Here is a 19,245-nt window from a genome sequence, read left to right on the forward strand (position 1 = left end):
TTAGATGAATGGATGAATGGCAGGGCTTTTCGGCCAGTTTCTGTTAAAAAATCACTGCGACGTCTTGCCGCATCCGGTATCGTTCGGCCATCTGAAACAAATTGTTTCAGATCATCCTTCAATAAGAATCGAACGATAAGGGGTTCCGCTTGGATTTGTCGTCTGCTGCCTGGGTGTTCCACGACACCCGGCTCATCATCTGCTGCCTGATCGCCATTGCCACGATTATCGTGCTGATCAGCGCCACCAAACTTCCGCCGTTTCTGTCGATTCTGGTGGGTACTTTCATCGCAGGGATAGGTGCAGGGCTGCCAGCGGAGGCGGTTGCAAAGGCCTTCAGCAAAGGCGCGGGCGGGATCCTCGGAGAGGCCGGCATCATCATCGCGCTGGGTGCGATGCTGGGTGCCCTGATGGCCGAATCCGGCGCGGCGGACCGCATCGCATCGACGCTGCTGGGGCTGGGCAAGGGCCGGACGCTGCCGTGGGTCATGGCCCTGGTGGCGATGGTCATCGGGCTGCCGCTGTTCTTCGAGGTGGGCCTGGTGATGATGGTGCCGATCATCTTCGTCATGGCGCGCCAGTCGAACCTGCCGCTGTTGAAGATCGCCATTCCGGCGCTGGCGGGCATGACCACCCTGCACGCCCTGATGCCTCCGCATCCGGGGCCGCTGATTGCGGTCAGCGCGTTGCACGCCGATCTTGGGCTGACCATGTTGCTGGGCCTGTGTGTTGCGGTGCCAGCGGTGATCCTTGCCGGTCCCCTGTACGGCAACTGGCTGTCCAAACGCCTGCACATCGAAGCGCCGGCCGAATTGGGTGAGCTGTTCTCGGCCAAATCCAGTGCTGCGCGTCAGCCGGGGTTCGGCATTTCGCTGCTGATCATCCTGCTGCCAGTGATCCTGATGCTGGGCAGTACCCTGGCCAAGGTGGCGATGGAGCCTGAGAGCAACGTTGCGCTGACCCTGAAATTCCTCGGTGAGCCGCTGGTAGCGCTGGGTATCGCGGTGCTGGCGGCCACGGTTTGCCTGGGCTGGGCCAATGGCATTTCCCGCGAGCAGGTCGGTGGCACGCTGCGCAAGAGTCTGGCGCCGATCGCCGTGTTGCTGCTGACCATCGGTGCCGGTGGCGGCCTGAAGCAGACGCTGCTGGATGCCGGTGTCAGCCAGACCATCAGTAAAGTGGCCGAAGGGGCGCACATGCCGTACCTGTTGCTGGCCTGGCTGATCGCCGTGGCGCTGCGTCAGGCAACCGGTTCGGCGACGGTGGCGACCACCACCACCGCAGGCATCCTCGCGCCAATGATGGCCGGTCTTGCGCCGGTTGAAGCGTCGCTGGTGGCGCTGGTGATCGGCGCCGGTTCCGTGTTCTTCTGCCACGTCAACGACGCAGGCTTCTGGATGGTGCGCGAGTACTTCGGGCTGCAGCTCAAGCAGACGATCTGGGTGTGGTCGGTGCTGCAGACCATCGTCTCGGTGGTCGGGCTGATCGGTACGTCGCTGCTGTGGCATTGGCTGGTTTGAGATAGTTACGGGTTCGTCACCCTGTAGGAGCGCGCTTGCCCGCGACCGCGGTGGGTCATACACATCCATGGTGACTGACACGCCGCTCCCGCCGGCAAGCCGTGCTGCTACGGGACTGGATTGTCACCCTGTAGGAGCGCGCTTGCCCGCGACCGCGGTAGGTCATACACATCCATGGTGACTGACACGCCGCCGTCGCGGGCAAGCGCGCTCCTACGAATCTGAAGACTGTTTCATCCGCCGATAGCGACTATCAAGACGACTGATTTCTGCTGGAAAGGGCCCAGGCGTAGCCTTGGCTTCATTCCAGAAACGAGCCGAATGGAGGCTCCCATGAACCGTCTTCTTGCCCTCGCCCTGTTGCTTTCAGTCGCTGTCGTTTCTGGCTGTGCCGCTGGCAATCATCCTGAACTTCGCCCTTACACCGCTGAAGAAACCCATCAGTTGGCCCTCGAAGACCTCAACCGTCGCGGCCTGTCCTACGACGATTACCAGGCCCGCAAGGCGCAGTTGATGGCCCAGCCTCAAATGCAGCAAGCCCACGAATTCGACACCCGCGGCGAAGTGAACGCCGAGATCAGCGCCCCCTCGAAAGCGCGTCAGGGTTGAGCCAGGTGGTTTGATAACACTTTCATGAGTGACACGAATATCATGAAACTGTACGGGTAAAAGTCAGCCTCACTGTCCATGTGTTTTGCGCCGTGCTTTCGATAGCGTGGCAGGCAGAAAATCAAAACACATCCTGGACCTGCATCATGCTGACTGCCGACCTCTTGCTTGCCTTCATCCTCTTCGCCTTTGTGTCATCGATCACCCCAGGTCCGAACAACACCATGCTGTTGTCCTCGGGGGTGAACTTCGGTTTCAACCGCACCATCCCCCACATGCTCGGCATCAGTTGCGGTTTCGCGTTGATGGTGCTGGCGGTCGGCTTCGGCCTGGGCGCGGTGTTCAAGGCGTATCCGGTGCTCTACACCATCCTGCGTTATGCGGGCGCGGCGTATCTGTTGTACCTGGCGTACAAGATCGCAACCTCAGGTCCTGCCAAGGACAGTGACGAGAGCAAGGGCAAGCCGATGAGCTACCTGGGCGCGGCAGCGTTCCAGTGGGTCAACCCGAAGGCCTGGGTGATGGCGGTCGGCGCGATCAGCACCTACACGCCCATGAATGGCTACTTCACCAACGTGGCGGTGATTGCCCTGGTGTTCGGCATCGTCAACCTGCCTGCGGTGAGCATGTGGGCGGGGTTCGGCAGCCTGTTGCGCAACGTGCTGCGCGATCCGCTGTGGCTGCGGGTGTTCAACGGGGTGATGGCGGCGTTGTTGGTGCTGTCGCTGTATCCGCTGCTGGAACACTGATCCGCTTCCCGTAGCAGCACGGCTTGCCGGCGGGGGCGGTGTGTCAGGCGACTTATTCGTCACAGTCACACCGCTCCCGCCGGCAAGCCGTGCTGCTACGGGGTCGGCGCACTGGAACCTAAATCCAGTGCGCTCAAAGGCTTACAACGCCAGCTTCAAATGCCCGCCCGCTTCCTTGTGCCGGGCATTGGTGCGGTGTTGCAGGCCGAGGAGGAAATGATCCAGCCCGTCGTGCAGGCGCTGGGTCAGCAGCTCGTCCAGCTCGCCGCCAAGTTCACCTTCGCCGTAGCTGATCTGGCTGTCGATGGCGAATACCCCGTGCAGCACTTCCTGGCATTTGAGGGCCGACAACACCGGCTTGAGGGCGTAGTCCACTGCCAGCATGTGTGCGATGCTGCCGCCGGTTGCCAATGGCAGCACCACCTTGCCGTGCAGCGAGCGCTCCGGGAGCAGGTCAAGCAGGGTTTTCAGCGCGCCGGAAAACGAAGCCTTGTACACCGGCGTGCCGATCAGCAAACCATCGGACTTGGCCACTGCCTCGATAAAGGCGATCACGGCGGGGCTGTCGAACCGCGCATACAGCAGGTCTTCGGCGTTGAAATCCTGGATGCGCACCGTCTTGACGTCCACGCCATGATCGCTCAGCCACTGCGCGGCGTGCTTGAGCACCACCCCCGAACGCGAGCGGGTCGATGGGCTGCCTGAAATTGAAACCACCAGCATGTTCTGATTCCTTGGGGTCAGTCACCCGAGGTGCGCAAAGGCACCGTACAGGCCGCGTACCACGCGATTGAAATGGGCGGATAGACCCTGTACTGCGTTCAAAGCAGCATGCGTGCCAGTGTGGCAAAGCCCCGCATGGTCGGGGGAGGGCGAGCAGGCCGGTGCCTGAGTGCGTGCAGTAAATCGCAGGAATTGTTGATGCGCTGTTGCTGGAGCAACACCTGACTTGCGTTGTAGGAGCGCGCTTGCCCGCGACGGCGTCGGTTCATTCACCATCAAAGTGCCTGACAGAACGCCGTCGCGGGCAAGCGCGCTCCTACAGGTGGAGTGTTTTTCAGGCAAAAAAAATCCCCGCAGCCGGCCACTGCGAGGATTTTTGTTTGCGCTTCTTAGTTCCTGAACATCGCACCGGTCTGGATGATGTTGTTGGAACCCAGCAGCTGACTTACATAACGGCTCCAACGGGTGATGTTGGCAGGGCCGACAAACACCACGTCCTGGGCCGCCAGCTCAAAGCCCTTGGCCAGTGCGAAACTGGTCGGCTTCTTGGCGCTCAGGTGATACACGGTGGCCGAGTGGGTCGCATCCTGGGCGCGAATCACGTACACCGCATTACCGTCCGCCGAGTCAGGGCTCAGGCCACCGGAGCTGCCCAGCGCTTCGAGCAGCGTCACGCTGGTGGTGCTGAAGGAGATCACCTGAGGGCGTTGAACTTCGCCTAGCACGTAGATCTTGTTCTTCGAGTTGCTGTTGAGGTGCAGGTAGTCGCCGTCCTTGAGGAAGATCTTGCTCAGTTGCGAGTCCTTGCGGTTGAGCGAGTCGACGTCGATCACGTAGTCCTTGCCGTCGCGACGCAGGGTCAGGCCTGCGAGGTTGGCGTCGGTGAGGTCAAGACCTGCCTGGCTGATGGCCTGCACCAGGCTCAGCGGAATGTTGGTGATCGGCTGGGTGCCCGGCGTCTTGAAGGCACCGGACAGCAGCACGCGCTGGCTGTTGTAGCGCAGCACTTTGACGTCGACCTTGACCTCGGTGTATTGCGGCAGCAAACCCATGCGCAGTTGTTCACGGATCTGCGATACGGTCTTGCCCGCCGCCTGGATACGACCGACATACGGGAAGAACACAGTGCCGTCGTTCAGCACTTCCCGGCTGTTGGCGTCCAGTTGCTCCTGGGAGCCCGGGGCGGTCAGTTCAGGGTGTTCGAATACGGTGACCAGCAGGGCATCGCCCGGCCCGACCACGTACTCGGGTGTCTTGTAGGTCAACAGTTCAGGTGGCAATGGCTTGGCCAGGGCGGCGGCGGATTTCTGCTGTTGGGCCAGGGTCGCGGGGGTGATATTGACGAGGGTGACCGCGGGGCCGTCCGGGTCTTTGTCGGTTACATCGTCGAGGGACATGTACTGGCCGGGGGCGAATGCGCAGCCTTGCAAAATCAGACTGGAAAGCAGCACTACCGCTAACGTTACTTTCATATGTATGTTCCTTCTAATCCTAAATGGTGCGCACTGGCACCGCAGTGATTTCGTTGCATCCCTTACTTACACCGAACATCGGATTTCAATCGCTCATACACTCACGGACCTCCTGCCGAGCTTAGTAGCCAACGGCCATAGTTGTTGTTATTGGCAGACCCTTCTTTTCTTTTTTCATCGTTAGAAAGCGTTCTTGTTGACGAAGCCTTTGAAGAGCGTCAGCAGGATGATTTTCAAGTCCAGCCAGACCGACCAGTGCTCGATGTACTGCAGGTCGAATTCCACGCGTTTCTGCATCTTGTCCAGCGTGTCGGTCTCGCCACGCCAGCCGTTGATCTGTGCCCAGCCGGTGATGCCCGGCTTGACCTTGTGCCGGAGCATGTAGCCCGACACCTGCTTGCGGTATTGCTCGTTGTGCGCCACGGCGTGGGGGCGCGGGCCGACGATGGACATCTCGCCGCGCAGCACATTGAAGAACTGCGGCAACTCGTCCAGCGAGGTGCGCCGCAGGAAGGCGCCCAGCGGCGTGATGCGGCTGTCGTTGCGCGTGGCCTGGGTCACCACGTCGCCGTTTTCCTGGACGCTCATGCTGCGGAATTTCCAGACCATGATCGGTCGCCCGTCCAGGCCGTAGCGGCGCTGGCGAAACAGCACAGGGCCCTTGGAGGTGAACTTGATCGCCAGGGCAATCAGCATCAGGGGCAGGGCGATCATGGCCAGGATCAGGCTCGACAGCACGATGTCCTCGATGCGCTTGACCACGCTCCAGGCGCCGTCCATGGGCGAGTCGAAAATGCTGATGCTCGGCAGGCCGTTGATGCTTTCGCTGCGGGCATGCAGCAACTCGAACATGAACACGTCCGGGATCACGTAGACCGAGGCCGTGGTGTCGCTCAGGCCCTTGATCAGTTCCTGCAGGCGGGCCTGGGCACCCAGGGTGAGGGTGATGTAGACCTTGTCGATCTTGCCGTCGCGGGCATCGTTGATCAGCTGGTCCAGATCGCCGATCACCGGGATCCGCCGGCCAATCTGCGCAAGGTCCATCTGCTCCGGATTTTCGTCATAGAAACCCAGCAGGTTGAGGCCCATCCAGGGTGCGCTCTCGATGGACATCGCCAGGCGTTCGCCACAGTGGCCGGTGCCGACAATCGCCACCCGACGGGTGTTGAAGCCCCGGGCGCGAAAGCTGTGCAGCAGGCTGCGGATCGCCAGGCGATAACCGCACAGCGCCACCAGCACCGAGGCGAACCAGGCCATCTGGCTGTTATCGGCCAGGTTCGCCGGCTTGAGCAGCATGTAGTCCACGAACAGCAACAGCACGAAGGCCAGTCCCCAGTAATTGGCGACCTTGAGCAGTTCGCGCAGGATCCGTTCGCCACGCCATGAACCGTACAACTGGTGGTATTCGGCCAACCAGTGGAAGGCCACGGCGGCCAGCAGGATCTGCATCCAGATTTCGGTGCTCATGCCTGCGTCGGACAGCAGGTTGACGCCGTAGCCGCACAGCATGATGACGGCCAGGTCGAGCAAACGATGAGCGACCGACAGTGATGATTGATGCGCGTGCAAGATGCCGCGAAGAGGTGTGCTCATGTCAGGTGCTCGCTCAGACGGATTTGATCGGAACAACGCGGGCGCAAAGCTCGTTGGGTGCCACGGTTTGGGTGACTTGAGCAGCCGGTGCCGGCCTTGCGACCGGCGGCTGGCGTTTCTCCCGCGCGGCGCTCAGGCGCAGGTCGACGAACTGACGCATCTCCTGCTCGAAACGCGCCTGGCTGAAGCGCTCGGCGTTGGCACGGCAGGCCTGGGCAGTGATGCGCGGGCTGTAGGTCTCGAAGATCTGCACCGCTTCGATCAGCGACGCCACGCTCTGCTCGGGATACAGCACCCCGGTGGGTTGCGCATGGTCCAGGCCGCAGACGGTTTCCAGCACGCCACCCTTGCCAAAGGCGATCACCGGGGTGCCGCAGGCCTGGGCTTCCACCGGGCTGATGCCGAAGTCTTCCTCGGCGGCGAAGACAAAGGCGCGGGCGTTGCGCATGTGCTCCTGCAACACGCTGAACGGCTGGTAGCCCAGCAGCTGGATGTTGGGGGCGTGGGCCGCAGCGGCGCGGGCCTTTTCCATTTCCGGGCCGTCGCCGACCATCACCAGACGTTTGTCTGGCATGGCGGCGAAGGCTTCGACGATCATCGGCATGCGCTTGTAGGGCACCATGCGCGACGCGGTGAAGTAATAGTCCTGCTTGTGTTCCTGCAGGGTGAAGCCACGGGTGTCGACGGGCGGATAGATCACCGTGGATTCGCGGCGGTAGGCCTTGGTGATGCGCGCGCCGATGAAATGCGAGTTGGCGATGAAGTCATCCACGCCTGCGGCCGTGCGCTGATCCCACATGCGCATGTAGTGCAGGATCATGCGCGCCACCTTGCCTTTCATGCCGGTGCTCAGGTTGGCTTCGCGCAGGTACTGGTGTTGCAGGTCCCAGGCGTAGCGGATCGGCGAGTGCACGTAGCTCACGTGCAACTGGTCCGGGCCGCACAGCACGCCTTTGGCCACCGCGTGGCTGCTGCTGATGATCAGGTCGTAGCCGGACAGGTCCAGTTGCTCGATGGCCATCGGCATCAACGGAAGGTAGCGCTGGTAGTGGGTCCTGGCCTTGGGCAGGCGCTGGATGAAGGTGGTGGTCGCCACTTTGCCGCCCAGTTGGGCGCGGTCCTGATCGCTGAGGAAATCGATGACGGAAAACAGATCCGCCTCGGGCCAGATATTGATCAACGATGCCAAAACCCTTTCGGCACCGGCGTACGTCACCAGCCAGTCGTGGACGATTGCGATTTTCATTGGAGTTCTCTGCATTAACGGCGTTGAAAGGCCCCGCACGTCGAGCGAAGCTCGCGCGGACCTCAAGCGTTTGTGTTTGCGCAGGCTGACTTCAGATACTCAGCGGCTGCGTCCCTGCCTTGCGATTATTGAGTCGTTTTCCAAGTTGAATGAACGGGTGTTCGATGTAGTGAAAGCACAGGTGCGCGGCGCCCAGGGTCAGCACCGTGGCGAATACCGCGACCACCAGCGCCGGTGCGCCGGTAGGTTCGAGCAACCATTGGGCGAGCATGCCCATGGTCGGGTGCAGCAGGTACAGCGAGTAACTCACCGCGCCCAGCCAGACCAGCGCCGGGTGGTCCAGGCGTACGCTGCGCGTGAGCAGCAGAAAGCTGGTAATAGCCACTGCATAGGTGAAGCAGTAGCGGCCCCAGGTTTCACCGGTGCCCATGTCCTTGCTGTAGGCCATGACCAGCGTGGGCGGCAGCAGTACGGCGAAGGCGATCAGCAGCATGGTCAGGTTGCGGGTCAACTGCCTGCTGTGTTCGGCCAGAAGCCACTGGCGCCAGACCGAGCCGAAGAACATCAGCGACAAGGCCAGCGGCAGGGCCACCGGCAACTTGCGGTCGGTCAGGGCGCGCACGATGCCCATCGCCAGCGCCACCAGCAGAAACACCAGCGAGCAGCGCGCGCGAAAGGTCTGGTCGTAGAGCTTGCCGCCGATGAACAGCGCAAGGCACAGGCCGTAGAACACAAGCTCGATGAACAGCGTCCAGTACAGCCCGATCACGTCATCAAAACCCAGGGCCGCCTGGATCATGGTCAGGTTGGCGACCACCTGGGCCAGCGACGGCAGCAGCTCGCCGCTCAGCTTGAGCATCAGCACGAACACCAGCAGTGACAGCCAGTACGCCGGATACAGGCGCATGAAGCGCGACACCAGGAACCGCTGCGCGCCGTCAGGGCCGGGCTTGAGGCTGTAGGGGATGACCACCCCGCTGATCATGAAGAACCACAGCACCCCCAGCTTGCCGGGGTCGATCAGTGCGTCGAAGACCCAGACATGCCCCACGATCGGCAGATACAGGTGTGTGAACACCACCATCAAGGCGGCGATACCACGCAGCGCGTCGAGATAGGCCAAACGTTTCATGAGCGTGCCTCACAGCTTGCTGGACGATTCACGACGCAGGGCATCGGTGCCCGTTGCCGGGCTGGCGCGACGGTCGCGTGACTGGTTGAGCAGCACATCGATACGGTGCGAAACCCGCCGCGCCGATTCTTCCCAGGAAAACCGCGCCACGTTGTTCAGGCCGCGGCGGCGCAAGGACTGGCGCAGCGGCAGGTCAGTGAGGATGCGCTCCATGGCCGAAGCCATGTGGGTCACGTCCAGCGGATCGAAATACAGGGCGCTGGCTTGCAGCACTTCCGGAATCGACGCCGCGTTCGCCGCCAGCACCGGGCAACCGCAGGCCTGTGCCTCCAGGGGCGGAATGCCGAAGCCTTCGTACAGCGAAGGGAACACGAAAGCGGTCGCGCCCTGGTACTGCGCGATCAGTTCTTCGTCGCTCAGGCGGCCCAGGAACTTGATGCGCGAGTCGCGGCTGGCCAGGCGTTGCAGGTGGTCATCGGCAAACACGTCGCTGGCGCCACCCACAATATGCAGTTGCAGGTCGTCGTGGTCACGCAGCATCAGGAACGCCTGAATCATGCGGCTGAAGTTCTTGTGGGCGCTGGGTGATGACACGGCCAGCAGGTACTCGGGGCTGTCCTTGAGCGGTGGCCCCGGCTGGAAATCGCCGCTCACGGCATTGGGCACCACGAAGATCTTCTTTTCCGGGTAGTTGTAGAACTGCGAAATCTCTCCCTTGGAAAAGTTGCTCACGGTCAGCAGCGACTTGATGCGCGACAGCATGATCGGCGTCATGGTCCGGTACAGCAGGCGGAACAGGCGCGTGTAGCTTTCCGGGTGACGCACATAGGTGACGTCATGGTGGGTCGCGATCTGATTGCCGTACATCAGCGGCGCGGTGCTGCACAACGAAACCAGCAGCGGGCTGCCCTGCCTGCGCAGGTAGAGCGGCAGGTCCAGTTGCTCCCACAGATGGCCGCCGTGGCGACCGATGCATTGCACGTCCAGCGCCTTGGCGCTGTCGTGCATCTTGATGCCGTGAGGCGCGACGAACACCACGTCGTCGCGCAACTGCTTGAGTGCCAGACAGGTCTGTTCCGCGAAGCGCTGGACGCCACGCAATTCCTGGGTGAGAAAACGTGCATTGATCACAATCATTGTGGGCGACCTGTTGAAGAGATGAATAAGTCGTGAAGTCCGTGCGGGTGAAGCAAAATCGTCTGAACACGTTCTCCCGTAGCAGCACGGCTTGCCGGCGGGAGCGGTGTGTCAGGCGATGGATGGGTCACTGATCCACCGCACCCGCCGGCAAGCCGTGCTGCTACGGGAAATGGCGGAAGCGAATCAGGGCAAGGCAAACAACGCCGGGCGTGTGCCCAGGGTGATGATTTTCGGAAACTCGTCGATCGGTACTTGCGCCGAGCAGCGCCCCTCATTGCAATTCCACGGGATGCCGCTGTCGACCTGGCCGTTCTGCGGCTCCCGGGTGTCGATGTATTGCACGTTGCCGCGCAGCACACTGCTGGAATCGACCTTGATCGTGCGTGGCAGCCCGGCCGTCCAGGCGACCATGATCTGGTCCGATCCACGGGCGAAGCGCAGCAGGTACTGCGAGTCGATTTCGCGGCTCTTCTCGGCGTCGAAACGAAACTGATGCAGCGTCGGACTGATCGCCTTGAGCGTCAGGTACGCCTGCTTGATGCTCAGGTCCTGGTTGAGCAGCCCGAAGTTCTGCTCCGGGTCGGTGCCGTCAGGGCCATCGTTGAGCAGGCCGTTCCACCACATGCCCTTGATGTTGGGCATTGTCTGGGCCAGAAAGAAGCTGCGGGCGAGAAAGGCCGCCTGGGTCTTTTCGTCACCGCCGCAGCGGCCTTCGTTGCTGGGCCAGCCCATCTCCGTCAGGTAGAGCGGCACTTCGGTCTTGTTGCGGGTCTTTTCCTTGAGGTCCTCGTTGATCCTGCGCAACCAGGCGATCCAGTTTTCCGGGGTGTTGCGTTCATCCGAGCGGCAATGCACATAGGGATGCAGCGACAGGCCGTCGACATGATTCAGAATCCCGGATTCCACCAGCCGGTCGGCGAACCCCAGGTCCATCCCCTGGCTGGTGACGGCCCCGGCCAGGATCACCATGGGCCGCTGGTTGGTGCGAATGCGCCTGGCCGCTTCCTCGACCAGGATGCTGTAGTCCTGGGCGAAGGTCGGGTCGACGGGGTTTTCCTTGTCCCACTCGTTCCAGATTTCGTAGAAATCCACGCTGTCGGTGAGCTGGCGGGTGACGAAACTCACGTAGTTGGCGTAGGCATCACGGACATTCGGTTTGCGCGGTTTTGCATAGTTGTCGTAGAACGGGTTGCCGTAGCCCAGCACCAGCAAGGGCCGCAGATGGTGCTCCTGGGCCTTGCTCAGATAGGCCTGCCAGGCCGGTTCGATCCTCATCAAGCCCCGTCGGGGCTCGGCGCTGGACCAGTACGCATCGTCGCGCACCGAGTCCACCCCCGCAGCTTCGAGCAACTGCAAGGCCTTGGCCGAGGTCGAGTTCTTATTCATCAGGTGGGTATCGACCCCGATGATGAACGATTCATCGGCAAAGCCTGTGCAGCTGATGAACAGACCCAGCAGCATCGCCAGTAAGGGGCGTCGTAACCTCGTCAGGCGCGTGATGGGCATGGCTTGTCTCAATGAAGAGGCACGGTCCGGAGCGCTTGCTCAGGTAGGTCTCGGGCCGTTGGCAAATGAAAGCGGCACCCGGTCAGGACCGGGTCCGCACGTCTTCAAACTGTATGAGGCAAGACCGTCGCGTCACGGTGCGTAATGTTATCCAGCAGGGTCTGGTCGAAGATGCTCTCGTAACTGTCGAGCATCAGCTCAAGGTTCAACAGCGCCGCAACGCTGACCCGCGCCTGACTGCTCAGGCGAGCCAGCAGGTCTGGTTGCTGATGCAGGCGCAGCATCGCGTGGCCCAGCGAATCGGGGTCATCGGGCCGGCACAGCAGACCGTTGAGCGGGTCCTGGATGATTTCCGGCAACCCGCCCATGCGGCTGGCGATCACTGGCACCGAATGGGCGCAGGCTTCGACGGCGACCAGGCCGAAAGGCTCGTTCCACAGCGACGGCACGACAGCGACGTCGATCTGGCTGTAAAACGCTTCAGGTTTCTGGTACCCGACGAAACTGACGTTCGGCGAAGTGACCAGAGCCTTGAAGGCAGCCTCGTCGTCCGGCTGGCCGCGCCCGGCGATCTGCAGGGTGGCGTCGAAGGGCAGGCGCTGAAATTGTTCGATGAGCCAGCGTACGCCTTTCTGCTCGGACAGGGTGCCCATATATCCGAAACGCAGCGGCGCATGCTTCATCGACGGGTCGAGCTGGCGCTGCTTGTTCGGCGAGTTGTACACCTGGGCATAGGGGCTGGCGTTGTGCACGACGTAGCCTTTGGCCGCGCTGAAGTAACCGCGCTTCTGCAGTTTCTCCAGAATGAACTGGCTGACACCGACCACCGCCGACACCTGCGCCGAGCGCAGGTCATGGCCCTTGCGGAACGACTGGCAACTGCTGCATTGCTGCTGGCAGCAGTGGCCGCGCTTGAACATGTTGCTGCTGGGGCACATCAGGTACATGTCATGCAGTACCTGAACGATGGGCAACCCGGCGGCGGTGATCTCGTCCCACACCGACACCGACCATCCGGCCAGGTTGTGGCACACCACCAGTTGCGGCTCTTCGCTTTTTATCACCTGGCGCACGTAGCTGCGCATGGCGCCGTTGTAGCGGTCGCGCAGGTGCCAGCCCAGGCGCAGAAGCCGCCCCGGACGCTTGGCGCCGAACTGCCAGTAGAAGTTGTGAAGCCCTGCGCGGTACACCTTGACCCCGTTGACCATTTCGGTCGCCAGGCCCGCGTCGGGTCCTGTCACCAGCACGCTGACCTGGCAGCCGCGTTGTTGCAGGCCTTCGACGGTGCGCTGGAGAATGATCTCCGCGCCGCCGCCGATGTGAGGTGAATACAGGCTGCTGATGAACAGTATTTTCATAGTGGATACGACTGATTCAGACCCAATACGCCGGACTCACCGTCACGGATGGCTTTTTCGATCAGATTCAAGCGCTCTTCGGCGCCGCGCCGCTTGGCGATCAGCCGCAGCAGCCGGAAGAACACCCAGCGGTTGAGGCTGTAGAGCAGCGACGAATTGGCCCAGACGTTCTTGTCGAACCAGGCCTGGTTGCGCGCTCCGTAATAGGCGCGCAGGTCCGAGCCGCCCAGCAGGAAGCTCTCGTAGATGTTGTTGGTGCGCGCCTTGATATTCCAGGAGTTCTCCAGGTCATCGAGCACCGCATCGGGCACCAGGAAGATCCGCCCGCCACCTGCAGTGATGCGCCAGGTGTATTCGCTGTCGTCTGCGTACAGCAGCAGGGCGTCCAGCGGCAGGCCGATCTTGCGGTACAGGTTGCGGTGGGCGAGCAGGCCGCCGTAGGTGGCGAACGGCAGTTGCACCATGCCCATCTTGTCCTGGGAGCGTTGCGGCGCGCCCCAGGGCAAGCGACGCCAGATCTTGTAAGGCAACTGCGCGATGTGAAACCCGAAGAAGCTGGAGCGACGCTGAATGGCGAAGCGCTTCGGCACGCCAGCGGCGATGTCGGCCTGGTGAGTGGGGCGGAAACCCAGCACTGCGGCCTTTTCATCGCCATCCACGGCTTTGCGCTCTTCAAGCACTTCGTGCAGCGTGGCGATGGCGTTGATGGTCGGCGCGTTGTCGTCGTCCATCAGCCAGATGTGTTCGGCGCCAGCGTCCAGCGCAGCTTGGATCCCCACCGAGTAGCCACGGGCGGAGCCGGTGTTCTGGTGCAGGTAGATGACGCTGACCTCGTCGGGCCAGGTGCGGCGCAGGGTTTCCAGCGGCGCGGTCGATGCATTGCTGACGATAATCACGCGGTCGATCAGCGGGCTTTCCAGCGAACGGCTGACGAGCGTGTGCAGGTAATTGAAACGGTCACCATAGGTGAGCGTCACCAACGTCGTTTTTCGGGTCATGGTGAGTTTCCGGGCGAAGAGGGTTCAAGAGGCTGAAAGCATCAGCCCCGCAGTACATTCGAAATGAGATCGGTAGGAGCGCGCTTGCCCGCGACGGCGGTGTGTCAGACACACCTATGGCGCGCAGAAATCGCAGTCGCGGGCGAGCGCGCTCCTACAGGCAAGCGGCGATCAATCGATCCAAGGGTAAAAGGCGATCAATCGGTCAGGCCCGCGCTTCCATCCGCGACAGGCTGCTGACCGGCAGGGTCACTTTCTGTTCGCGGTGCAGCAGGTTGAGCAGGATCACCGCGCGTTCGTCGCCATCGGCGGCGAGGAAGATCGCCTCGATGTCGTTGAACCCGTCAGCCGTGATACGCACCGCCTCACCCTGTTCAAAGGTGACCTTGGGCGGCGGCGCCAGCAGGCGGTCGCGGATCTGCTCGATCAGCTCGTCCTTGACCGGAATCGGCATCCCGCCGAAGGTCACGATCCGCGCGACACCGCGAGTGGAGCGGATCGGGTACCAGTTGTCGTGGGTCTGATCCATGCGAATGAACAGGTAGCCGGGGAACAGCTCCTCTTCGGTGGCTGCGCGCGAGCCGCGTTTCTTTTCAGTGCGCTTGACCGGGCGATAGCATTCGAAGCTCTGACGCTGCAGATGCTCCTCGGCGCGCCCTTCCTGGCGTGGCTTGGTCTGGATCAGATACCAGCGTGCAAGGTTGCTGGAACTGCAATCGATCTGAGACATAATCCTTCACTCCATTGCCATCCGGTTCTGACCCGCCGTTACTACGTTCGGGTGATTGAGTATCTCAAACAGAAAACCTTTGCCTTGCGGCTCTTCGCCCTTGTCCAGGGTGAAGCTGTTAAGCATTTGCTGGATCTGCTCGACGCAGTTGAACATGAGCACATCGATAATAGACAGGTTTGCGACGAAGGGATGCTTGAACTGCCGGTAGACCACCGGATCCATCCGGAAGAAATGAACCTTCAGCCCGTTCTCGGCAAACAGCGCGCGGTCGTAGAGCACCGAACCGCCTTCAGGGTTGATGAAGGTGGTCGCGGCGAAGGTCTGCACGATGCGAATCACACGATCCTGTTTGTCGGTGGGCGTGCCCACGTCAAGGTCGGACCCGCGCATGATCGGGGTGACGATGTGCAGGTAGGCGCACAGCTCGCGAATCGCATGTTCGGCATACAGCGCGATGTTCTGCTGGGGGAAACGGACCAGACGCTCGATCAGCGGCATCACCTGGGCGAAGTAGGGCGCCTTCTGGTAGTTCTGCGAGATCTGACGCAGCAGGCGTTCCCCTTCGCTGGTGAAGTTGTCGCACAGCTGGCGCTGGTTGATCGGCAGCTCGAAACGGTCCTTTTTCAATGGAAAGGTGATCAGTTTCGCCTCGCCGTTGCTCAGGATCCGGTTGCGGTTGACCCAACCGGATCGAATGTATTGCAGATCATCGCCCAGGACGAAGACATCTGCGGCAGCTATCAGCTGAAAGTAACCCAGGTAGGGAAACAGGTAGGGCTGCATCATTGCTATGGTCCGGGCCATTTGTATCTCCTGTGATAGTGTCTCTGGCTCTAGGGCCGGATTGATCGGGTGGCAGGTCCTGCCCCAGGGTTCACTTGCGAACCGTGGTGTAGTCGTAGCCGTAGGCTGCGCAGTCGTAATCGGCGGTCGAGGCCTTGCGCAGTACACCGTTGAAAATCGCACCCTTGATCAGGATGCCGTTGTGCATCAGTCGACGTTTGCTCGCTTCGATCTCCTTGGCAGTGGAGAGGCCGAAGCGGGTGACCAGCAGGCAGGTGCCCGACTGGCGCCCTACCAGCGTGGCGTCAGTGACGGCCAGGATTGGAGGGGTGTCGACGATCACCAGGTCGTACAGCGGCGACAGGTCGGTGATCAACTTGTTGAAGTTGTCATGCATCAACAGCTCCGAGGGGTTGGGCGCCGCGAAACCGCAGGAGATGAAGTCCAGGTTGCGCACCTCGGTGTGGTTGATCACTTCCTTGCTCTTCAACCGCGCGGCCAGGGTGTCGGACAGGCCGTGCTTGGGCGTCAGGTTGAACGTCTTGTGCAGGTAGCCACGGCGCATGTCGGCATCGATCAACAGCACGCGCTTGCCGGTCTGGGCAATGATCACCGCCAGGTTGCTGGAGACGAACGATTTGCCCACGCCCGGGGTCGGGCTGGAGATCATCAGCACGTTGTTGCGCGCTTCCAGCATCGCGAAGTGCAGGCTGGTGCGCAGGCTGCGCAGGGACTCGATCGCCAGTTCCGTTGGCGCGCTGACACTGAGCAGGCGGGGCTCCTTGCTGCCGCCACGGCTCTGGTTGCTCTTGTCCATGCGTTCCTGCTGGCGCGAGAACGGCAGCGACGCATACACCGGCATGCCCAGGTTCTCGATCACGTCGGGGTTGTCCACGCCGCGATAGAAGGCCTGGCGGACGAACACCGCGCCGACGGCCAGCAACAGGCCGGCGAGGGCGGCGACCAGCACGATGATCTTGCGCATCGGCTTGACCGGCTCTTCGACGTTGGCGTCGGCGTTGTCGATGATGCGCACGTTGCCGATGCTGCCTGCCCGCAGAATGTCCTGCTCCTGGCTCTTGTCCAGCAACAGGGTGTAGGTCTGCGAAGTCACCTGCATGTCACGGGTCAGGCGCAGCAGCTCCTGCTGGGTCGCGGGCAGGGTTTCGATTTTCTTCAGCAGCGCCGCTTTCTGCGCTTCGACCTGGCCGATCTGGGTCATCAGGCCGCGATAGGTCGGGTGCTCCGGGGTGTACAGGCGTTCGACATCGACCCGTTTCATCTTCAGGTCAGACAGCGTGCCTTCCAGCTTGACCACCTGATCGAGCACCGACTTGGTTTCCACGCTCAGGTCCACCGACTTGGCGCTGGTCTGGAAATTGTTTAGGGCAATTTCCGACTGTTCCAGCTGTTTGCGCACTGCCGGCAACTGCGAACGCAGGAACTCGAGGCGCTGGGCGGCTTCGGCCGAACTGCGCTCGACGTTCTGACGCACGTACAGGCGGCTGACTTCGTTGAGGATGCGCTTGGCCTTGGCCGGGTCCGGGTCCTGGATCGACAGGTAGACGATCCCGGAGTCCTTGCCGGCCTCGAGGATTTTCAGGCGATCCTGGTAGTCCAGTGCCGCGGTCAGCGGACGTTGGCGAATCACCGTGAACTCGGTGCCGGGACGCCCGTTGAGCGCCGCCACCTGGATCTTCACGCCGCTGCCTTCCACCGTCTGGCCGACCGGGCCGCTGAGCAGCTTGTTGTGGTCGCTGTCGTACAGGCTGAAAGTGTCTGGCTTGTCCACCACCATGCTCAGCTTGTCGCCGAGTAGCGCTTCGGGCACTTCGAGCTGGAAGATGTCGATCTTCTCGCCGCCCCAGGCGTAGCTGTCCAGGCCGAACAGCGGCGCGGCCAGGTCACCCTCGTGATCGGGCTTGAAGTGGCGCGCCATGTAGCCGCCCAGGCCCGGTACATACTTGGGCTTCTGGATGATGTAGAGCTTGAGGTCGTCGACCACTTTGCCCAGCACCGCACGGGATTTGATCAGCTCGATCTCGGTGGTCGCCTGGGACACCGACAGCGGCTTGCTGCTGATTTCGGTGCGCCCCTCGATGCCGATTTTCTTCGGCTCGATCTGGATCATGGCGTTGGCCTGGAAGATAGGCGTGGCGAGGATCGCGTAGGTCAGCCCCAGCAGGATGCAGACGCCCATGATCGACGCAATCATTCCCTTGTGGTCGAAAAGCGTGCGCAGGATAGTCGCCAGATCGATCCGGGAGTCCTGGACTTCGTCCAGGGAAGTACGGTTCATAGCGGTCATTTATCTCGGTTCTCCTGACTGAAGATAAGGAAGCCAGTCGTCGACGCAACGCGAGAGAAGCTCGTAGGTCTGTTCAAAGGCTAATTTCGGGCGCCGATAGGGATCGGCTATTTCCATGTCCTGTTGCCACTTGCCTATCAGAAACGTCTTGCCACGTACTTCGGGCGCGAGCTTGAGCACGCTTTGCGTCTGCCGGTGTTCCATCAGCAGAATCAGGTCCGCGTCGTAGAGCATCTGCCGGACCATTTGCCGGCTACGATGGCGGTGGGCCTCCACGCCGTTGACTTGCAGCACGGCACGGGCGAGGGGGTCCATGGTTGAGCTGAGCATGGCGTGGGTGCCAGCCGACGTGATCGCGATGCCGGGGTTCTGCACGCGTTGTCGGAGCATGGCTTCGGCCATGGGGCTGCGACAGATGTTGCCGACGCAGACCACCAGGACGTTACTGAACATGGCCTTTGCTGAAGGTCGTCATCAGTCGCTTGCTGATGTTGAGGCTGAAATTGCGGGCCACCTGCAGCAGCGTCAGGATCTTGCGCTGCGGGGTGATTGCCGACAGCGAGTAACCGACCATTTCCATCAGAAAGTGCTCATAGAGTTCCTGGTTGCCCAGGCGGTGGTAGTAGTTGGCCAGGGCGCCGGATGTCTGCAGCGCCATGTGCAGCTTTCGCTTGCTCGAACGCATGGAGAAGATCCCGCCCAGATGCAGGCGGTACGCTGCGGGCTTGATCTGGGCCATGAACTTGCCCTTCCCGTAGGCGCCCAGCAGCGACCACCAGACCAGGTCGTTGAGCGGCGCGGCCACCAGTTCCTTGGGCAGCGAGTCGAAGACGTTGCGAAACACCGTGGTCAGCGTCGAAATCGGCCGGGTCTTCTGCAGTTCCAGCGCCGAGGCATCGCCGCGCAGCTTGCCTTGCAGCTGGATGCCGTACTGGCCGTTGGTATCGAAGGGAATGGCGTCGTGGTAAGTCAGCACGTAATCGGGGTGGCTTTCGAGAAAGTCCACCTGGATCTGCAGTTTGCGCGGGTCGGTCCAGTAATCGTCACCTTCGCAATAGGCGATGTAGCGGCCACGGGCCTGGCCGAAGAGGCCGGGAACCGATGACTTGCCCTGCGAAAACTGGTTCGTCTCGTGGAAGAAGGTGCGGATCAACGTCGGGTAACGCGCGGCGTAGTCGGCAATGATGCGGGCAGTGGCGTCGGTGGACGCGTCGTCGTTGACCAGGATTTCGAAATCGAAGGTGGTCTGTTGCATCAGGAAGCCATCCAGCGCCTGGGCGATGTATGCTTCCTGGTTGTAGGCCGGGCAGACGATGCTGACCAGAGGGGTATTGGCGGGCGAAACATTCGCCTTATTGCTGGAAGCATCCATGGC

The 19,245-nt window shown here is 61.6% G+C and carries 17 protein-coding genes; 3 read left to right on the plus strand and 14 right to left on the minus strand.

Annotated features, from left to right (window positions below):
* The first annotated feature begins 149 nt into the window (after window positions 1-149).
* The 3 genes from ACIPOO_RS21230 to ACIPOO_RS21240 all read left to right on the plus strand — a co-directional run bounded on the left by ACIPOO_RS21230 (window position 150) and on the right by ACIPOO_RS21240 (window position 2,878).
* Window positions 150-1,520 carry a gluconate:H+ symporter gene (locus ACIPOO_RS21230; protein ID WP_274133514.1) on the plus strand — a complete coding sequence of 457 codons (1,371 nt, stop codon included), beginning with the start codon at window positions 150-152 and terminating at the stop codon, window positions 1,518-1,520.
* A 333-nt stretch (window positions 1,521-1,853) separates the two neighbouring features.
* On the plus strand, window positions 1,854-2,129 hold the full coding sequence (locus ACIPOO_RS21235; protein WP_400609606.1) for a hypothetical protein: 276 nt from the start codon (window positions 1,854-1,856) through the stop codon (window positions 2,127-2,129).
* 143 nt (window positions 2,130-2,272) lie between these two features.
* The gene (locus tag ACIPOO_RS21240) at window positions 2,273-2,878 is read left to right on the plus strand and encodes a LysE family translocator (protein ID WP_400609638.1); all 606 of its coding nucleotides are present in this window, start codon (window positions 2,273-2,275) and stop codon (window positions 2,876-2,878) included.
* Window positions 2,879-3,019: 141 nt separating this feature from the next.
* Here ACIPOO_RS21240 and ssuE read toward each other — a convergent pair whose 3' ends face one another.
* The 14 genes from ssuE to ACIPOO_RS21310 form a co-directional block, all read right to left on the minus strand.
* The gene (gene ssuE / locus ACIPOO_RS21245; RefSeq protein WP_400609608.1) at window positions 3,020-3,601 is read right to left on the minus strand and encodes an NADPH-dependent FMN reductase; all 582 of its coding nucleotides are present in this window, start codon (window positions 3,599-3,601) and stop codon (window positions 3,020-3,022) included.
* A gap of 389 nt (window positions 3,602-3,990) precedes the next feature.
* The gene (locus tag ACIPOO_RS21250) at window positions 3,991-5,073 is read right to left on the minus strand and encodes a polysaccharide biosynthesis/export family protein (protein ID WP_274133511.1); all 1,083 of its coding nucleotides are present in this window, start codon (window positions 5,071-5,073) and stop codon (window positions 3,991-3,993) included.
* Window positions 5,074-5,253: 180 nt separating this feature from the next.
* Window positions 5,254-6,666, minus strand: coding sequence for an undecaprenyl-phosphate glucose phosphotransferase (locus ACIPOO_RS21255; protein ID WP_274133510.1), 1,413 nt, complete (start codon window positions 6,664-6,666; stop codon window positions 5,254-5,256).
* A 13-nt stretch (window positions 6,667-6,679) separates the two neighbouring features.
* Window positions 6,680-7,912: a glycosyltransferase family 4 protein gene (locus ACIPOO_RS21260; RefSeq protein WP_400609611.1), complete on the minus strand. Its 1,233-nt coding sequence runs from the start codon at window positions 7,910-7,912 to the stop codon at window positions 6,680-6,682.
* 91 nt (window positions 7,913-8,003) lie between these two features.
* The gene (locus ACIPOO_RS21265; RefSeq protein WP_400609613.1) at window positions 8,004-9,044 is read right to left on the minus strand and encodes an acyltransferase family protein; all 1,041 of its coding nucleotides are present in this window, start codon (window positions 9,042-9,044) and stop codon (window positions 8,004-8,006) included.
* A gap of 9 nt (window positions 9,045-9,053) precedes the next feature.
* A complete protein-coding gene (locus tag ACIPOO_RS21270) occupies window positions 9,054-10,181 on the minus strand; it encodes a glycosyltransferase family 4 protein (protein ID WP_400609615.1) in 1,128 nt (375 codons plus the stop codon).
* A gap of 186 nt (window positions 10,182-10,367) precedes the next feature.
* Window positions 10,368-11,690: a hypothetical protein gene (locus ACIPOO_RS21275; RefSeq protein WP_274133506.1), complete on the minus strand. Its 1,323-nt coding sequence runs from the start codon at window positions 11,688-11,690 to the stop codon at window positions 10,368-10,370.
* Window positions 11,691-11,794: 104 nt separating this feature from the next.
* Window positions 11,795-13,048: a glycosyltransferase family 4 protein gene (locus tag ACIPOO_RS21280; RefSeq protein WP_274133505.1), complete on the minus strand. Its 1,254-nt coding sequence runs from the start codon at window positions 13,046-13,048 to the stop codon at window positions 11,795-11,797.
* Window positions 13,045-14,046, minus strand: a complete 1,002-nt coding sequence (locus ACIPOO_RS21285; protein ID WP_274133504.1) for a glycosyltransferase — start codon at window positions 14,044-14,046, stop codon at window positions 13,045-13,047. Before ACIPOO_RS21285 ends, ACIPOO_RS21280 begins: the two co-directional genes overlap by 4 nt.
* Before the next feature lie 205 nt (window positions 14,047-14,251).
* Window positions 14,252-14,776, minus strand: a complete 525-nt coding sequence (rfaH, locus tag ACIPOO_RS21290; protein ID WP_400609618.1) for a transcription/translation regulatory transformer protein RfaH — start codon at window positions 14,774-14,776, stop codon at window positions 14,252-14,254.
* A gap of 6 nt (window positions 14,777-14,782) precedes the next feature.
* The gene (locus ACIPOO_RS21295; protein ID WP_274136716.1) at window positions 14,783-15,583 is read right to left on the minus strand and encodes a WbqC family protein; all 801 of its coding nucleotides are present in this window, start codon (window positions 15,581-15,583) and stop codon (window positions 14,783-14,785) included.
* 70 nt (window positions 15,584-15,653) lie between these two features.
* A complete protein-coding gene (locus tag ACIPOO_RS21300) occupies window positions 15,654-17,870 on the minus strand; it encodes a polysaccharide biosynthesis tyrosine autokinase (RefSeq protein WP_274136715.1) in 2,217 nt (738 codons plus the stop codon).
* Entirely contained in the window at window positions 17,871-18,323 is a 453-nt protein-coding gene (locus tag ACIPOO_RS21305; protein ID WP_274136714.1) for a low molecular weight protein-tyrosine-phosphatase, read from the minus strand.
* The gene (locus ACIPOO_RS21310) at window positions 18,313-19,242 is read right to left on the minus strand and encodes a glycosyltransferase family 2 protein (RefSeq protein WP_400609621.1); all 930 of its coding nucleotides are present in this window, start codon (window positions 19,240-19,242) and stop codon (window positions 18,313-18,315) included. The genes ACIPOO_RS21305 and ACIPOO_RS21310 overlap by 11 nt, the downstream gene beginning before the upstream one ends.
* Window positions 19,243-19,245: the final 3 nt, after the last annotated feature.

The organism is Pseudomonas sp. NPDC090201, from assembly GCF_044746825.1.
Taxonomy (GTDB): Bacteria; Pseudomonadota; Gammaproteobacteria; order Pseudomonadales; family Pseudomonadaceae; genus Aquipseudomonas; species Aquipseudomonas putida_AD.

Excerpts from the sequence above, each read along its gene's own strand:
- ACIPOO_RS21270 (WP_400609615.1), bottom strand. The coding sequence starts at position 10,181 with ATGATTGTGATCAATGCACGTTTTCTCACCCAGGAATTGCGTGGCGTC.
- ACIPOO_RS21260 (WP_400609611.1), bottom strand. The coding sequence starts at position 7,912 with ATGAAAATCGCAATCGTCCACGACTGGCTGGTGACGTACGCCGGTGCC.
- ACIPOO_RS21235 (WP_400609606.1), top strand. The coding sequence starts at position 1,854 with ATGAACCGTCTTCTTGCCCTCGCCCTGTTGCTTTCAGTCGCTGTCGTT.
- ACIPOO_RS21305 (WP_274136714.1), bottom strand. The coding sequence starts at position 18,323 with ATGTTCAGTAACGTCCTGGTGGTCTGCGTCGGCAACATCTGTCGCAGC.
- ACIPOO_RS21250 (WP_274133511.1), bottom strand. The coding sequence starts at position 5,073 with ATGAAAGTAACGTTAGCGGTAGTGCTGCTTTCCAGTCTGATTTTGCAA.
- ssuE (WP_400609608.1), bottom strand. The coding sequence starts at position 3,601 with ATGCTGGTGGTTTCAATTTCAGGCAGCCCATCGACCCGCTCGCGTTCG.
- ACIPOO_RS21275 (WP_274133506.1), bottom strand. The coding sequence starts at position 11,690 with ATGCCCATCACGCGCCTGACGAGGTTACGACGCCCCTTACTGGCGATG.
- ACIPOO_RS21265 (WP_400609613.1), bottom strand. The coding sequence starts at position 9,044 with ATGAAACGTTTGGCCTATCTCGACGCGCTGCGTGGTATCGCCGCCTTG.
- rfaH (WP_400609618.1), bottom strand. The coding sequence starts at position 14,776 with ATGTCTCAGATCGATTGCAGTTCCAGCAACCTTGCACGCTGGTATCTG.
- ACIPOO_RS21300 (WP_274136715.1), bottom strand. The coding sequence starts at position 17,870 with ATGACCGCTATGAACCGTACTTCCCTGGACGAAGTCCAGGACTCCCGG.
- ACIPOO_RS21280 (WP_274133505.1), bottom strand. The coding sequence starts at position 13,048 with ATGAAAATACTGTTCATCAGCAGCCTGTATTCACCTCACATCGGCGGC.
- ACIPOO_RS21255 (WP_274133510.1), bottom strand. The coding sequence starts at position 6,666 with ATGAGCACACCTCTTCGCGGCATCTTGCACGCGCATCAATCATCACTG.
- ACIPOO_RS21310 (WP_400609621.1), bottom strand. The coding sequence starts at position 19,242 with ATGGATGCTTCCAGCAATAAGGCGAATGTTTCGCCCGCCAATACCCCT.
- ACIPOO_RS21285 (WP_274133504.1), bottom strand. The coding sequence starts at position 14,046 with ATGACCCGAAAAACGACGTTGGTGACGCTCACCTATGGTGACCGTTTC.
- ACIPOO_RS21295 (WP_274136716.1), bottom strand. The coding sequence starts at position 15,583 with ATGGCCCGGACCATAGCAATGATGCAGCCCTACCTGTTTCCCTACCTG.